The sequence below is a fragment of the Neorhizobium sp. USDA 3394 genome (genome assembly GCF_056280385.1).
This window is the reverse complement of the sequence record NZ_JBWCDU010000001.1, coordinates 4,165,211-4,180,997: the sequence shown is the minus strand read 5'-3', so window position 1 is coordinate 4,180,997 and position 15,787 is coordinate 4,165,211. Positions and strand designations below refer to the sequence as shown.

General features: G+C 62.6%; 12 protein-coding genes and 1 pseudogene. 5 read left to right on the top strand and 8 right to left on the bottom strand.

Annotated elements, in window-relative coordinates; genetic code table 11:
- Positions 1 to 81 precede the first annotated feature (81 nt).
- A pseudogene (gene acnA, locus ACZ9EJ_RS20445) lies at positions 82 to 2,776 on the bottom strand (aconitate hydratase AcnA).
- Positions 2,777 to 3,046: 270 nt separating this feature from the next.
- Between acnA and ccmA the strand changes: the two are divergent.
- From ccmA to ACZ9EJ_RS20420, 5 genes are all read left to right on the top strand, one after another.
- Positions 3,047 to 3,691, top strand: a complete 645-nt coding sequence (gene ccmA, locus ACZ9EJ_RS20440; RefSeq protein ID WP_046640210.1) for a heme ABC exporter ATP-binding protein CcmA — start codon at positions 3,047 to 3,049, stop codon at positions 3,689 to 3,691.
- Positions 3,692 to 3,956: 265 nt separating this feature from the next.
- Positions 3,957 to 4,616, top strand: a complete 660-nt coding sequence (ccmB, locus tag ACZ9EJ_RS20435; protein ID WP_046631843.1) for a heme exporter protein CcmB — start codon at positions 3,957 to 3,959, stop codon at positions 4,614 to 4,616.
- Positions 4,617 to 4,704: 88 nt separating this feature from the next.
- The gene (locus ACZ9EJ_RS20430) at positions 4,705 to 5,463 is read left to right on the top strand and encodes a heme ABC transporter permease (protein WP_046640145.1); all 759 of its coding nucleotides are present in this window, start codon (positions 4,705 to 4,707) and stop codon (positions 5,461 to 5,463) included.
- A 4-nt stretch (positions 5,464 to 5,467) separates the two neighbouring features.
- On the top strand, positions 5,468 to 5,638 hold the full coding sequence (gene ccmD, locus ACZ9EJ_RS20425) for a heme exporter protein CcmD (protein ID WP_046640146.1): 171 nt from the start codon (positions 5,468 to 5,470) through the stop codon (positions 5,636 to 5,638).
- Positions 5,635 to 6,237, top strand: coding sequence for a DsbE family thiol:disulfide interchange protein (locus tag ACZ9EJ_RS20420; protein ID WP_046640147.1), 603 nt, complete (start codon positions 5,635 to 5,637; stop codon positions 6,235 to 6,237). Before ccmD ends, ACZ9EJ_RS20420 begins: the two co-directional genes overlap by 4 nt.
- A 612-nt stretch (positions 6,238 to 6,849) precedes the next feature.
- On the opposite strand, the gene ACZ9EJ_RS20415 is transcribed toward ACZ9EJ_RS20420, so the two are convergent.
- The 7 genes from ACZ9EJ_RS20415 to ACZ9EJ_RS20385 form a co-directional block, all read right to left on the bottom strand.
- Positions 6,850 to 7,437, bottom strand: a complete 588-nt coding sequence (locus tag ACZ9EJ_RS20415; protein WP_046640148.1) for a DUF2585 domain-containing protein — start codon at positions 7,435 to 7,437, stop codon at positions 6,850 to 6,852.
- Positions 7,434 to 8,117, bottom strand: coding sequence for a septation protein A (locus ACZ9EJ_RS20410; RefSeq protein WP_046640149.1), 684 nt, complete (start codon positions 8,115 to 8,117; stop codon positions 7,434 to 7,436). The genes ACZ9EJ_RS20415 and ACZ9EJ_RS20410 overlap by 4 nt, the downstream gene beginning before the upstream one ends.
- Before the next feature lie 64 nt (positions 8,118 to 8,181).
- Positions 8,182 to 9,813 carry a signal recognition particle-docking protein FtsY gene (gene ftsY / locus ACZ9EJ_RS20405; protein WP_046640150.1) on the bottom strand — a complete coding sequence of 544 codons (1,632 nt, stop codon included), beginning with the start codon at positions 9,811 to 9,813 and terminating at the stop codon, positions 8,182 to 8,184.
- Between the two features lie 15 nt (positions 9,814 to 9,828).
- Positions 9,829 to 11,115, bottom strand: a complete 1,287-nt coding sequence (gene mtaB / locus ACZ9EJ_RS20400) for a tRNA (N(6)-L-threonylcarbamoyladenosine(37)-C(2))-methylthiotransferase MtaB (protein WP_046640151.1) — start codon at positions 11,113 to 11,115, stop codon at positions 9,829 to 9,831.
- Positions 11,112 to 12,029, bottom strand: coding sequence for a diaminopimelate epimerase (gene dapF / locus ACZ9EJ_RS20395; RefSeq protein ID WP_046640152.1), 918 nt, complete (start codon positions 12,027 to 12,029; stop codon positions 11,112 to 11,114). The genes mtaB and dapF overlap by 4 nt, the downstream gene beginning before the upstream one ends.
- Before the next feature lie 468 nt (positions 12,030 to 12,497).
- On the bottom strand, positions 12,498 to 13,088 hold the full coding sequence (locus tag ACZ9EJ_RS20390; protein ID WP_046640153.1) for a biliverdin-producing heme oxygenase: 591 nt from the start codon (positions 13,086 to 13,088) through the stop codon (positions 12,498 to 12,500).
- A 22-nt stretch (positions 13,089 to 13,110) separates the two neighbouring features.
- Positions 13,111 to 15,687, bottom strand: a complete 2,577-nt coding sequence (locus tag ACZ9EJ_RS20385; RefSeq protein WP_080955720.1) for a TonB-dependent receptor — start codon at positions 15,685 to 15,687, stop codon at positions 13,111 to 13,113.
- Between the last annotated feature and the right edge of the window lie 100 nt (positions 15,688 to 15,787).

Genomic DNA, 15,787 nt, shown 5'->3' with positions numbered 1-15,787 from the left:
ACGAGCACAGGAATGAGGGAGAAAAAGCATGAGCATAAGGGGAAACTCCCCCTGGCTAGACCAGGGGGAGAACTTGCCAAATCAGGCAGCGAGGTCGCGCAGAACGGTCTGCAGGATGCCGCCATTGTTCATGTAGATGACCTCGTCGAGCGTATCGATGCGGCAGAGGATGTTGATTTCCTTCACCGTGCCGTCGCCGTAGGTGATCTTGGCGGTCTTCCATTCGCGCGGCTTGATGTCGCCTTCGAGACCGAGAATCTCGACTGTCTCGTCGCCCTTGAGGCCGAGGCTGGCCCAGGTCGTGCCCTCTTCGAAGACGAAGGGAAACGACGCCCATGCCGACCAGGTTCGAGCGGTGGATACGCTCGAAGGACTGGGCGATGACCGCCTTGACGCCGAGAAGATTGGTGCCCTTCGCGGCCCAGTCGCGCGACGAACCGTTGCCGTATTCGACGCCGGCGAAGATGACCAGCGGAACGCCCTCTTCCCTGTACTTCATGGCCGCGTCGTAGATCGACATCTCTTCCTTGGACGGATAGTGGAAGGTGTAGCCGCCTTCCTTGCCGTTCGGGCCGAGCATGTAGTTGCGGATGCGGATGTTGGCGAACGTGCCGCGCATCATCACTTCATGGTTGCCGCGACGCGTGCCGTACTGGTTGAAGTCGGCAACGCCGACGCCATGGCCCGTCAGGTACGCACCGGCCGGCGAAGCAGCCTTGATCGAACCGGCCGGCGAGATGTGGTCGGTGGTGATCTTGTCGCCGAAGAGACCGAGGACGCGGGCGCCCTTGATGTTCTTGAGGCCGGAACCGGTCTTGCCCATGCCGACGAAGTAGGGCGGGTTCTGCACATAGGTCGAATTGTCGTCCCAGGCATAGGTCTGGCCCGGGGGAACCTTGACCGCCTGCCAGTTCGCATCGCCCTTGAAGACGTCCGCATACTTGGTTTCGTAAAGTTCGCGGGTGACGTATTTCAGGATGAATTCCTGGACTTCCTTCGAGGTCGGCCAGATGTCCTTGAGGAAGACCGGGTTGCCGTTCTGGTCTTCGCCGAGCGGTTCCGTGGTCAGATCCTTCTGGACCGAACCGGCCAGCGCATAGGCGACGACGAGCGGAGGCGAGGCGAGGTAGTTCGCCTGGACGTCCGGAGAAATACGGCCTTCGAAGTTACGGTTGCCCGAGAGCACGCCGGCGGCGATCAGGCCCTTGTCGTTGATCGTCTTCGAGATCGGCGCCGGCAGCGGGCCGGAATTGCCGATGCAGGTGGTGCAGCCGAAGCCGACCAGATTGAAGCCGAGCTTGTCGAGATCGGCCTGCAGGCCGGACTTGGCAAGGTATTCGCCGACGACCTGGGATCCCGGTGCAAGCGAGGTCTTGACCCACGGCTTCGACTTCAGGCCCTTGGCAACCGCGTTGCGGGCGAGAAGGCCGGCAGCGATCAGCACCGACGGGTTGGAGGTGTTGGTGCAGGACGTGATCGCGGCAATCGCCACGTCGCCATGGCCGAGATCGAAATCCGTGCCCTCGACCGGGTAACGATTGTCGAGCTGGCCGGGCTTCTTGTACTCGGTATCGAGCGAACCGGCGAAACCGGAAGCGATCTTGTCGAGCGAGATGCGGCCTTCCGGACGCTTCGGGCCGGCCATGGAAGGCACGACGTCGTTGAGGTCGAGTTCGAGCGTATCGGTGAAGACGAGGTCGGAACCGTCGCCTTCGCGCCACATGCCTTGGACCTTGGAATAGGCCTCGACCAGCGCGATCCGCTCAAGCGTGCGGCCGGACATGGTCAGGTAGTTGATGGTTTCGCCGTCTACGGGGAAGAAGCCGCAGGTCGCGCCGTATTCCGGACCCATGTTGCCGATCGTCGCACGGTCGGCGAGCGGCATGTTGTCCATGCCCGGACCGAAGAATTCGACGAACTTGGAAACCACGCCCTTCTTGCGCAGCATCTGCACGACGGTCAGCACGAGGTCGGTCGCGGTGACGCCTTCCTTCAGCTTGCCGGTGAGCTTGAAGCCGATGACCTCAGGCAGCAGCATCGAGACCGGCTGGCCGAGCATGGAGGCTTCCGCTTCGATACCGCCCACCCCCCAGCCGAGAACGCCGAGGCCGTTGATCATCGTGGTGTGCGAATCGGTGCCGACGCAGGTGTCTGGATAAGCGATCGTTTCGCCGTCCTCTTCCTTGGTCCAGACCGTCTGGCCGAGATATTCGAGGTTGACCTGGTGACAGATGCCGGTACCCGGAGGAACGACGCGGAAATTCTTGAACGCCTGCTGGCCCCACTTCAGGAAGCGGTAGCGCTCGCCGTTGCGCTCGTATTCGAGCTCGACGTTCTTCGCAAACGCGGTCGGGGTGCCGAATTCGTCGACGATGACCGAGTGGTCGATGACGAGATCGACGGGAACGAGCGGGTTGATCTTTTCCGGATCGCCGCCGAGCGAAACCATCGCGTCGCGCATCGCGGCAAGGTCGACGACGGCGGGAACGCCGGTGAAGTCCTGCATCAGCACGCGGGCCGGACGGTAGGCGATTTCTGCTTCCGTGAGACCCTTGTTGTTCAGCCATTCGGCAACGGTAAGGATCTGTTCCTTGGTGACGGACTGGCCGTCTTCGAAGCGGAGCAGGTTTTCGAGCAGCACCTTCATGGAGAAGGGCAGCTTCGAGACGCCGGCAAGACCGTTTTGCTCAGCCTTGGGAAGGCTGTAGTAAACGTAATCCTTACCGCCTACGGTAAGGATGGAGCGACAATTGAAACTGTCGAGAGACTTAGCCACGGAATAAACCCCGCTGATTAAAGAGCCAACACGCGCGTGCGGACGCCTATGCACTTCATGCACATCAGGATGCGGGTACGACCATTTCCGCTGTCCGCACGAGAAGATTTTTTGGGATCTTCAGGTTCGGCGGAAGATTGAAATCACGCCGGCCGCTGGCGTGGTTGCAGTGCTTATAGATAATTTCTAAGAAGGGTTCCAGACGCTTGACGCGCATTCCGAATAAATTTTCGGATCGCGATGATTAAAATCTTAATGAAGGTCTCCCGCATGCGGCTTGTCGCCGAAAATTTGAGCGCGAGGCGCGGCGAAGACCTGATTTTCACGGATATCTCCTTTGACCTCGGAGCCGGTGAAAGCCTGGTCCTGACCGGCCGCAACGGATCGGGAAAATCGACCCTGCTGCGGGTCGTGGCCGGATTGCTGCGCCCGGAGACCGGTCGCGTCACCGGGATTTCGGACAGTGCCGATTCGGGCATGCGCGCCGCCGAGGCCTGCCATTATCTCGGCCACCGCAATGCGATGAAGGCTGAGTTGACGGTCTTTGAGAATCTCGCTTTCTGGAAGGACTTCCTCGGCGACACGCAGGACGGCAAGGGTATCCCGCCGGGCGAGGCCGCCGACGCCGTGGGCCTCGGGGGTATCGTCCATCTTCCCTTCGGTTATCTCTCCGCCGGCCAGCAGCGCCGCATGGCGTTTGCCAAGCTGCTCGTCGCGTATCGGCCGGTCTGGATATTGGACGAGCCGACTGCGGCGCTCGATGTGAGTGCGGAGGGTGTGTTCACGGAGCTGATCAAGGCGCATCTTGCGGCTGGCGGTATTTTACTGGCGGCGACCCATCAGCCGCTGGGGCTGGAGAATGCCAAGGAACTGCGGATGACGGGGTTTGCGGGTGTTGGGGAGGGAAGATGGTGATCGTCCTGCCTGTGGCTACCCCCCTCTGCCCTGCCGGGCATCTCCCCCTCAAGGGGGGAGATCGGATGGAGTTGCCGTCCTGCCCCCAAGTTAGGTCTCGACGTACCATCACCAGCATAAATATCGTCATCAATATGAAATCTGCGCTCTCCGCTGCCCAAGCGGTCAACGTTTGGCGAAGGTCTTGCGCCTTGCCGATCTCCCCCCTTGAGGGGGAGATGCCCGGCAGGGCAGAGGGGGGTAAACCCCGGCGAGAGGCCAGATCATGACAGCCCTCCTCCTCCGCGACCTCAAACTCTCCGTCCGCGCCGGCGGCGGCGCCCTGATCGGTGTCCTCTTCTTCATGACCGTCGTCGCCGTCATCCCCTTCGCCGTCGGCCCGGATCTCAACCTTCTCTCCCGCATCGGCCCGGCGATCGTCTGGATCGGCGCGCTGCTGTCGGCCCTGCTCGGCCTCGACCGCCTGTTTCAGACCGAGCGCGAGGACGGGTCGCTCGACCTTCTTCTGATGCAGGAACATCCGCTCGTCCTGACCGTGCTGGTCAAATGCCTCGCCCACTGGCTCGGCAACGGCCTGCCGCTGGTGATCGCCTCGCCGCTGCTCGGCCTGTTCATGAACATGGACGAGGTGGCGATCGGCGCCACCATGCTGACGCTGCTGGTCGGCACGCCGGCGCTGACCTTCATCGGCGCGGTCGGCGCGGCGGTCGCGGTCGCCCTGCCGCGTGGCGGGCTGCTCGTCTCGATCCTTGTCCTGCCGCTCGCGATCCCCGTGCTGATCTTCGGGGTCAGCGCTTCCTATGCGGCTGTCGAGGACCCTGCCCCGTTTATGCCGCCTTTCTTGATATTGGTGGCAATCACGATGTTTTTTGCCGTGCTCGGCCCGCTCGGTGCGGCACTGGCGTTGCGCAATGCCGGCGATTGACTAGAATCGGATTGATCAGGATCAGGTTGAATCGGATCGGGTTGACCGGGATCAAGCTGCTTTTCCGCGCGCAGATTAGAAAGTGCCCATGACCGACAGCCTCGCCATCAGCAAGTTCAGCGACCTGGCCAACCCGACGCGGTTTCTGGCTTTGGCGGCCCGCATCCTCCCCTTTATGGCGGCGGCCACCGCGATCCTGTTCGCGATCGGGCTCTATCTCAGCTTCACCACCGAGGGCGATTACCAGCAGGGCCTTACGGTGCGCATCATGTATGTGCATGTGCCCTCCGCCTGGCTGTCGATGATGTGCTACACGGTCATGGCCGTTTCGGCGATCGGCACGCTGGTCTGGCGCCATCCCCTCGCCGACGTGTCGCACAAGGCGGCAGCCCCGCTCGGCGCCGCCTTCACGCTGATCGCGCTCGCCACCGGCTCCCTCTGGGGCAGGCCGATGTGGGGGACCTGGTGGGTCTGGGACGCGCGCCTCACCTCCGTCTTCGTGCTCTTCCTCATGTATCTCGGCCTGATCGCGCTCAACCGCGCCATGGACGACCCGTCGAGGGCGGCGCGCGTCTCGGCCGTGCTGATCCTCGTCGGCTTCGTCAACATCCCGATCATCAAGTTCTCGGTCGACTGGTGGAATACGCTGCACCAGCCGGCAAGCGTCATCCGCATGGGCGGCCCGACCATCGACCGGGAATTCCTCTGGCCGCTGCTGATCATGGCGATCGCCTTCACCCTGCTGTTCTTCACCCTGCATGTGATGGCGATGCGCAACGAGATCTGGCGCCGCCGCGTCGCCGCCCAGCGCCGCATGGCCGCGCGTTTGGCCGGGCGGGAGGCGTAAAACCATGACCCATACCTTCTACATCGCCATGTCCTATGCCGTTACGGCGATCGTCATCCTCTGTCTGATCGCCTGGACCTGGCTGGACGGTCGCACCCGCAGGCAGGAACTGGCCGAGCTCGAAGCCTCCGGCATCCGCCGCCGTTCCGCCCAGCCGACAGGTGACGCGGGATGAGCATCGAGACCGAAAACCAGCCCGCCGCGCGCAAAAGCCTGGCGCGTTATGCACTGCCGCTGATCCCGCTGGTGATCTTCCTGGGTTTTGCCGCCGTCGCCGGCAAGATGCTCTACGACCAGGACGTCAACGGCCGTGACGTCTCGGCCATTCCCTCCGCCCTGATCGGCAAGAAGGCGCCGTCGCTGGCCCTTCCACCGCTGGAGGGCTCGAACACCGCAGCACTGACGTCTGCCGCGATCACCGGCAAGCTGACGCTGGTCAACGTCTTCGCCTCCTGGTGCGTGCCCTGCCGGCAGGAACATCCGATCCTGAAGGAGCTGGCGAACGATAGCCGGCTCACCATCGTCGGCATCAACTACAAGGACCGCAACGACAACGCGCTGCGTTTCCTCGGCGAACTCGGCAACCCTTACAAGGCGATCGGCGTCGATCCGAACGGCAAGGCGGCGATCGACTGGGGTGTCTACGGCATTCCGGAAAGCTATCTGGTCGCGCCTGACGGCACGATCCTCTACAAGAAGGTCGGTCCCTTCGACGCTCGCAGCCTGACGCAGGATCTCCTGCCGGCGATCGAGAAGGCTTCGGCGAAGGGCTGATTAAGCGCCAGCAGTTTTGGCCGCGCCGGACGTCTTCTCCGGCGCGGTTTTGCTTTGGGAATGGGGCAGGCGGTATCGGGTATGTGGGAGGTAGGTGGTTTGTGCCTGCCCCGGCTGCTTTCGGCGGTCGAATGAGGATTGCCGAGCCCTCGTCTATCGCCTTCGCAACCATCACCGGAAACCGGGGTCCGAAAACCCTTGGACGAGGATGCCGGTTCGCGAACCCGGTCTCCCATCCGATGACGGGGTGATTATGGGGTGGTTTCGGATAGCCGGGGACGAGCGGGGAAGTGAATGTCCGCAAAGCATTGACGCTGTTGGGGGCATTTTTCATGGGTGGGTTAAATCGTCTCCGGTTAAAGACCCCTCCCGCCCTGCCGGGCACCCTCCCCACAAGGGGGAGGGATATATACCGCCTGCTCGCAGTTCCCCGTCGTGAACAGGGATGTCTTCAATAATGAGAGTAGTCATATCTTCGATCAAGCGGCGATCTTGAGCCAACAATCGAGGTCTATGGTTTGACACGAGCATCGCGGCTTGGTCTCTCTCCCCCTTGTGGGGAGGGTGGCCGGCAGGCCGGGAGGGGTTTTTTTCCTCGCCCGCAGCCGAAACCTACAGCCCGCCCTGCCACACCCGCACCGCATCCACCGGCCAGACGAGCATCAGCACGTTGAGCGTCAGGTTGTCGCGGATGATGTAGCCGGTCGCAAGCTCGAAGAAGATCGCGATCGCGATCGTCAGCCAGACCGGCAGGCGCGAGGCGGCGAAGAAGCCGAGCGCCATGAAGACCGTGTCCATCGCCGAATTGAGGATGCTGTCGCCGGTATAACCGAGCGCCATGGTCGCGGTGCGGTAGCGGTCGATGATCAGAGGCGAATTCTCGGCGATCTCCCAGGCTGCCTCGATCAGCACCGCCAGCGACAGCCGGGCCGTCAGCGGCGCACGGCGCAGGATCAGCCAGCCGAGACCGTAGAAGAGGAAACCGTGGATGATGTGCGAGGGCGTGTACCAGTCGGAGAGATGCTGCGAATTGCCGCTGGTATTCACCCCGCCTTCCCAGAGCTTCACATATCCGCATTCGCAGATCGGAATGCGTCCCATCACGTAGAGAATGGCGATCTGGAGCAGAAACAGGACGAGCGCGGCGAGAAGCCAGCGCCGGGAGGACGAACTCGATGGGGAGAAATCCGCTGCCGTCACTTTTCGACCTCGGCTTCGCCTGCCGGGTCCTGGACCGTGTGGCGCATGATCAGCGGCATCTGCGTCATGGTGAAGATCAGCGTGATCGGCATCGTACCCCAGACCTTGAAGGCGACCCAGAAGTTATCCGCCGCCTTGACGTCGGGCAGGTAATAGGCGTTCGCGCCGCGCCAGACGATTTCGTTGAGGACTGCAAGGAACAGGAAGAACACACCCCAGCGGATGGTGAGCTTGCGCCAGCCGGCATCATCGAGCTGGAAGGCCGCATTGAACACATAGCCGAGGAGCGATTTGCCGAACAGCAGGCCGCCGAGCAGCACGACGCCGAACAGCGTGTTGATGATGGTCGGCTTCATCTTGAAGAACAGCTCGTCCTGCAGCCAGATGCCGAGCCCGCCGAAGACAAGCACGACGATGCCGGAAATGAAGGGCATCATGGGCAGGTGCCCGAGAACGATCTTCGAGACGACAAGCGAAATGACGGTCGCGAGCATGAACAGGCCGCTGGCGATGAAAAGCGGGCCGCCGAGCACCGAAAGCCACGGAAAAGTCGCGGCAAGCCATTCTCCGCGCAGATTGGCGAAGAAGAAGACGAGCAGCGGCCCGAGCTCAAGCGCGAGCTTCAGCATCGGATGGTGCCGGTCGGCGGCGGTGGGCGTCGTGTCGCTTTCGAATTTCATATAATGGTCAAACCTGCTTAATCCTGCCTTGGCCCTGCGCGGATGCCAAGGCAGATTTGTGGCATCAATGGGCAATCCCGGCAATGGCGCGCGCAAAATCCTGCGCCTCGAAGGGTTCGAGATCGTCTACACCCTCGCCGACCCCGATGAAATAGACCGGCAGCTTGTGCTTGGCGGCGATCGCCACGAGAATGCCGCCACGCGCCGTGCCGTCGAGCTTGGTCATGATCAGGCCGCTGACGCCAGCAACATTGCGGAAAATCTCGACTTGGTTCATGGCGTTCTGGCCAGTCGTGGCGTCCAGCGTCTGCAGCACCGTATGCGGCGCGTCGGGATCGAGCTTGCCGAGCACGCGGACGATCTTTTCGAGCTCGGCCATCAGCTCGGTGCGGTTCTGCAGCCGGCCGGCGGTATCGATGATCAGGACGTCCGATTTGTTGGCACGCGCCTGCTCGTAGGCATCATAGGCAAGCCCAGCCGCATCGGCGCCGAGCTTGGTGCCGATGAAGCCCGAGCCGGTGCGGTCCGCCCAGATCTTCAGCTGCTCGATCGCGGCCGCGCGAAACGTGTCGCCGGCGGCGAGCATGACCTTGAGGCCGGAGCCTGACAGTTTTGCCGCCAGCTTGCCGATCGTCGTGGTCTTGCCGGTGCCGTTGACGCCGACGACGAGGATGACATGCGGCTTGTGATTGAGGTCGAGCGCCAGCGGCTTTGCGACTGGCGCCAGAACCCTGGTGATTTCGGCCGCCATGATCCGCGACACATCCTCGCCGGTGACGTCCTTGCCGTAACGCTCGGAAGACAGCGCGCCGGTGACCCGCATCGCGGTCTCGACGCCGAGATCGGCCTGGATCAGCAGGTCTTCGAGCTGTTCCAGCGTGTCGTCGTCGAGCTTGCGCTTGGTGAAGAGCGCACTGATCTGGCCGGTGAGCTGCGACGACGTGCGCGCAAGGCCGGCGCGCAGGCGCTGGAACCAGGTGAGTTTCGGCTGGGGGGCGACGGGTTCGGGCGTGGGTTCCGGGCGGGCGGTGGAGAAACCTCTGGGGAGGGTGGGCTCGGGCGGCGGCTCCAGCCCTTCGCTTTGGCTCAGGGCGTTCGTTGCTGCAATCGATTCACTGGATCGATTGCTCTGCTCTGCAGACCGCGCCTCACCCCCCTCTGTCCTGCCGGACATCTCCCCCTCAAGGGGGGAGATCGAATCGTGGGTAGCTCCTTGCCCTAAAACAGACTTCGAGTCCGCAGCAGCAACACTGTCGGTAGAATGGGAAAGAGGCGGCTCATCCGTGATCTCCCCCCTTGAGGGGGAGATGTCCGACAGGACAGAGGGGGGTGCTTCCGCCGATCCAACGGCGTCTTCCTCGGCCTCCGCTTCCGCCTGCAATAGCGACAGTGGCACCATGCCGATATCGGATGCGGCTTCGACACCGGAAAGCAGCGCCGTCTCGTCGTCGTCGGCAGTCTCCACCTCAGACAGATCGACATTTTCTGCCGCCACATCCGAAACCGGCCCACCAGCCGTCTCGATCTCAGCCGGTGCGACAGGATCAACGGGCGAAACCGGCAGGTCTTCGTCGCGCGACTTCGGCTCCAGTTCCGCCTGGATGGCGGCAACGTCCTCCGGCCTTCCGGCATCGGGAACCGGTTCCTCGGCGGGCTTGCCGAAGGTGAAGACGCGTTTGATGAAGCCCAATGCCATGAGAACCTGTTCCGGTTACGCCGCCCGAGATGGGACAAGGGCGGACGTGACCTGCATTTCCAGATGTTTGCCGTTATGGCCGGTAATCATAACGCGCTTGAACTCGCGGGGAACGAGGCGAGGCACGGCCACCAGCGAAAAGTTTTCCGTATGCGCCATGCCGTTGTTCTCGACGATGATCGCCTGCTCGGTGCCGACCATGCGGTCGAGATGGACGCGATGCAGCACCTCGCCGCGCGCGCGCAGCCGCGCCGCCCGGTCCTTGACGACAGCCCGATCGACCTGCGGCATGCGGGCAGCCGGCGTGCCCGAGCGCGGGCTATAGGGGAAGACGTGCAGGAAGGAGATGCCGGCCTCTTCCGAAAGCGTCGCGGCATTCTCGAACATCTCTTCGGTCTCGGTCGGGAAACCGGCGATCATATCCGCCCCGAAGGCGATCTCGGGCCGCAAGCGCCGCGCCTGTTCGGTGAAGGCGAGCGCCTCGGCGCGCGAATGGCGGCGCTTCATCCGCTTGAGGATCATGTCGTCGCCATGCTGCAGCGACAGATGCAGATGCGGCATGAACCGCGGCTCGTCGGCGATCAGGTCCCAGAGGTGTCTGTCCGCCTCGATACTGTCGATCGAGGACAGGCGAAGGCGCAGGATCTCCGGCACCTGTTTGAGCAGCGTCTTGGCGAGAAGCCCGAGCGACGGCTGGCCGGGGAGATCGGCGCCATAGCTGGTGGCATCGACGCCGGTCAGCACGATCTCGCGATAACCGCTTTCGGTGAGCCGCCGGGCCTGGTCGACCACGGCGCCCATCGGCACCGAGCGGGAATTGCCGCGGCCATAGGGGATGATGCAGAAGGTGCAGCGGTGATCGCAGCCGTTCTGCACCTGGATGAAGGCGCGCACATGGCCGTCGATATGCTTCACCATCTGCGGCGCGGTGGCGCGCACGCTCATGATGTCGTTGACACGGAGTTTCTCTTCCGCCGAGACGCCGAAATCCGGCAAAGCCTGATAGGACGAGCTCTTCAGCTTCTCCTCGTTGCCAAGCACGGCATCGACTTCGGCCATCTCGGCAAAGGTGTCTTTTTCTGTCTGGGCGGCGCAGCCGGTGACGATGATGCGGGCATGCGGGTTTTCGCGCCGCGCCCGGCGGATCGCCTGGCGGGCCTGGCGCACGGCCTCGCCGGTCACGGCGCAGGTATTGACCAGGATGGCGTTGTTGAGCCCGGCCTTTTCGGCCTCTGCCCGCATCACTTCCGATTCATAGGTGTTGAGCCGACAGCCGAAGGTGATGACCTCGACGCCGCTCAATTGACCCGAGCCTCCGGGCCGTCGGCATCCTGCACTGTGTCACGGGTAAAGGTTCCGATAGTCGGATCGACCTTGCCGGACCATTCCCACTCGGCCGGACCGGTCATGACGACGTGATCGTCACCGCGCCACTCGATGACCAGCGGCTGGCGGACCGGGCTGGAGGCGACGTCGATCGTCACCGTGCGGCCGGTGCGCCCGGTACGGGCGGCGGAGACGGCGGCGGCACAGGCCGCCGAACCGCAGGCAAGCGTCAGGCCGGCGCCACGTTCCCAGGTGCGGGTGCGCAGCGACGACTTCGAGGTGACCTGCGCCAGCGTGATATTGGCCTTTTCCGGAAACATCGGATGGTTTTCCAGCAGCGGCCCGAACCGTTCGAGGTCGAAGCTCATCGGATCGCTTGTCACCCAGAAGATGGCATGCGGGTTGCCCATCGACATGGCGGATGGCGAATGCAGGATCGGCGCGTCGATCGGGCCGATCTGCAGCTCGATCCGGCTGGTGTCGAAAAATTCCTCGGCAAGCGGAATGCGGTCCCATTCGAAGACCGGCTTGCCCATGTCGACCGAAATCGTGCCGTCCTCATGCTCGACGGCATTGAGGATGCCGGCGACGGTCTGGAAGGTAAAGGTCTTGCGGCCGGTCTCGGCGCTGAGCGCCTGCACGACGCAGCGCATGCCATTGCCGCAGGCCTGCGCCTTCGAACCGTCGGAATTGAGGATGTCGACCCAGGCATCGGTGCCTTGAGCCTTCGGATCGTGGATAGCCATGATCTGGTCGAACTGGGTGGCGGGATCGGCATTCAGCGCAATCGCGGCTTGCGGCGTCACCATGTCGGTGCGTCCGCGCATGTCGACGACCAGGATCTTGTTGCCAAGCCCGTTCATCCGCGCGAATTCCACCAGTTCCGTCATGACATTAATCCATTCCGGGCCATCTGCCCGCTTATCGGGCTGTATATGGCGGAAAAGGCAGGGAATTACCAGTGGGGGTGAGGCAATGCCCTTGGCGTGGCACCGGCCTTAGCCGCCGCGAGCGTCTCGCGAAACATTCCGGCGGAGCATTGTGGGTCACGCCCCCTCTCTTGGAATTCCAACACTCAACTGCGTAGGATGTGGATTCCATTCTCCCCCGCCTTGGCAGGACGTTCGCATATGAGGGGATGGGGCGGTGCGTGGAGCCCCTCCCCCTTGTGGGGGTCCGCAGGACGGGTTGAGACGAGTGGCTCAACCCAGGCAGGGTTGGAGGGAACTTGGTTCCGCATCAACACCCCTCCCGCCCTGCCGGGCACCCTCCCCACAAGGGGGAGACTTAGGGATGCCGCACCGCCTCGCGACCCACGTGCAATCGCCCTAACGCCATGGCGGGGAAACCGGCGCCCATCACACGAAAAACTCATCCACCAGCACATGCACCCGCCGGAACGCCGCCTTGGCGCCTTCGGCCATGTCCGCTTCCTCCGCCTCGGACATGTCGAACCCGTTGAAGGCGGCGACGAAGGTGCGCCAGTGCAGGCCGCGGCCGGCGGGGTGGCCGGCGAGGTGGCGGGCGCCGAATTCTTCGGACAGGCCGAGCCTTGCCGCCTGCTTCAGGAGGAAGGCGGCGCCGAGGTTCGAGCCCTCGGCGACGTAGAGCCAGCCGAGTGCGGCCGGGATAGTGAGCCCACCGGTTCCGGCGGTGAGAACGGGCGGCTCGCGTCCGGTCACGTCGGCGATATCCTGCCGCAGCGCTTCAAGCCGGACGCGGCTCGGAAGATCGGGGACGAGGCGGTTCAACCGCGGATCGGTAAACAGCGGATCGACATCGGCGTGAAAATGGTGCTGCACGGAAAGGAACAGCGCGTAACGCTCGCGGCTGGCGAAGGGATCGGCCGCCATGATGCGCGTGTCGAGGCGCTCATGGGTGGCGTCGGTCAGGGCTTTGAGGCGCTGGATGCGGGTCGGCGCGGCGGGGGTTTCGAGTTCGATCTGCATATGTCTTCCGTTTCGAATATTTTTAGAATTTGGCGGTCAACGAGGCCCGGATCGTCCGTCCCGGCGCAGGGTTCCAGCCATCAAGGGCATCAATGTAGAAACGATCGGTCAAGTTTTCGGCCTGGAGGTCGAATGTCAAGTTTTCCGTGATCTTATAGGTCGCGAAGGCATCGACGGTCGTATAGGGCACCCACATGCCGGTATATTGGCGGGCACCCTGGGTGACCGGCGAGAGGCGCTTACCCGCTTGGGTAACGCGAAAGCCAGCGGTCAGCTTGTCCTCGAAAAGCCGCGTGCCGACGGTTAGGATTTTCATCAGTTCGGGCGGCATGTGGTTGGCTGCATAATCGTTGCTCACCGTTTCGCCGGAGCAAGGAGAACCTCTCCGGCAGAACTCGTAGTCGGTGTAGTAGGTCATCTGACCTTGGACGAAGAACATGCCGAAATCGTAGGAGGCCGAAAGCTCGATACCCGAGAAACTTGCCTTTTCCAGGTTTTCGAACGTGAAGGCTTCGGTTCCAGGCGGAATCGGAGGCGGTACAATGTTAGGGACGCGAGAAATGTAATCGGTATAGCTGTTGTTGAAGTAGGAGAGCTTCAATCGGGCGGAGTCCGTGTCGGTGATTAACCCGTCCCTGCTGAGATTGATACCGACTTCCCAGTTCTGCGACACTTCCGGCTTGAGGTATGGATTTTGTTTGACGTTGCCGTCATTCCCCATGGTTTCGCGCATGGTGGGCGGTCGCACGCCTTCTGCATAGAGCGCATAAAATTGCAGGCCGTCGAGAGGCTCGATGGTTGCGCTGATGGAGGGGTTGAGGCGACCGCCATCCTTCTCACGGATGCCGGTCTTGGTCGTAATACCGTCGTCTTTCAGCCAATAATGATCATAGCGCAGACCAGCATTGAACTTTAGCCAGTCCGTCGCCTCCCATTCGCCAGAGGTGAAGACGCTGCCGATACTGCGTGAACCAATGCTGGGCTTCATCGGGATACCGCAAGCATCGGTGGCATAGGCGCGGCTGCAATAGGGTTTCGAGTCAATGTCTTCCAGCAGATAAGACACGCCGTAGTTCAAACTGGCTGCGCCGAAATCGGTATCGAACTTGCTCGTGTTCGATACGTCGCCGCCATAGGTATGGGTCGTTGCATATCGCGGATCGTCGGCCGGCGGGCGCGTCCCCGGGGTGATCCATGGCGGCAGATAGAAGGCGTAGCTGGTCGCGATGTTCGTCTGGTCAACGATGCTCATCCAGGCGTTGATCTTAAGATCGATCGCGTCGCTCGGGTTATAGCGGTAGCGAGCGGTGAATGTGTCCGTCGTCACATCCGAGAGATTGGCCTGGCGGTAAACATCGATCTGGTTGAAAAGTATCGACGGCATCGCCTCGCCGAACGTGCTTTCGTAGTGGACATAACCGAGCTCGAGGCTCTGGTCCTCATCGAGGTGGATCGTGCCTTTGGCCAAGAAGGAGGTGGATTCACTCGATGTATTGAATACCTCGTGACCGGGTTTCGTGAACGAAAGATCATCAGTGAAGCCGTTGGTGTTATAGATCGTTGGTCCATCATTGCCGGCGAAATAGTTGCCGCGATAGCGGCGTGCTCCGGCGGTCACGAAATCGAAATTGTCCTGCACCGTTCCGAGCACGAACGAACCGGTACCGTTCTCGAAATCGAAGAAGTCGGCGGATTCGGCCTGCTGGGTCATGGCATTGATGGTGAAATCGGACGTCGTATTGTCCTGCGCGCCGATCTTGATGCGGCCGCCATACTCCTTGCCGTCCTCGACGATATCCTTCGCATTGAGCGTTCGGATGCCGACGACGCCGCCGTTGACGCCGGCGCCGGCAGCGCCGCCCGACGGGCCCTTGGAAATGCTGACGCCGCCGATCAGGTCCGGGTCGATATAGGTGCGGTCGTCGACGCCGGCGTAACCGCGCCAGGTCGTGGTGGTCTGCTGCGTGCCATCGATCGCAACGCGGACGCGGTTCTGGCCCTGCAGGCCGCGGATATTGACGTTGACGGCGCCACCGTTGTGGTTGTTGGCGGAGATGACGCCGGGCGTGTTCTTGAAGATATCGCCGGCCGTCGAGCCGCGGAACCGCTCGATCTGCTCGGCGGTGATGTAGCTGGTGGAACCCGCAGTCTCGTAAGGCGTATCCACGCCCTCGCTATCCCCGTCGCGAAGCACGATCGGCGCGAGCGTCGTATCATCCGACGCATCCGGCGGGCTCGCCGTCGAACCCGCAGCTGCAGCCTCCAGCGTCACCGTATTGCCGCCGCTTGACCGGAAGGAAACGCCAGTGCCGGAGAGCAGCCGCGACAGGGCGGCAGGCGGCGTCAGCGAACCGGTCACGCCGGCCGTCGTCTTCCCGGCAGTGATTTCGCTGCGATAGACGAGACGCAGGTCGGTCTGGCGGCCGAGTGCGAGAAGTGCGTTTTCAAGCGGCCCGGCGGGAATGGAAACGGCGACCTGCTGCGATTGAACGCCTTGCGCCGGCTGCTGTGCGACGGCCGGAGCCATGCCGCCCAGCCAGGATGCGCAGCCAAGCGCGATCCGGACATGCCGCGAAAAAAGCGGCCCCCTCAAACTCATTTCAACCCCCTGCACTCAAACATCGTGACCGCTTGTCGCGGCCCCTGGTGGTTATGAGTGAAACGGGGCTCCAACTCCTGACGTCGGTTTTCGAAAAAAG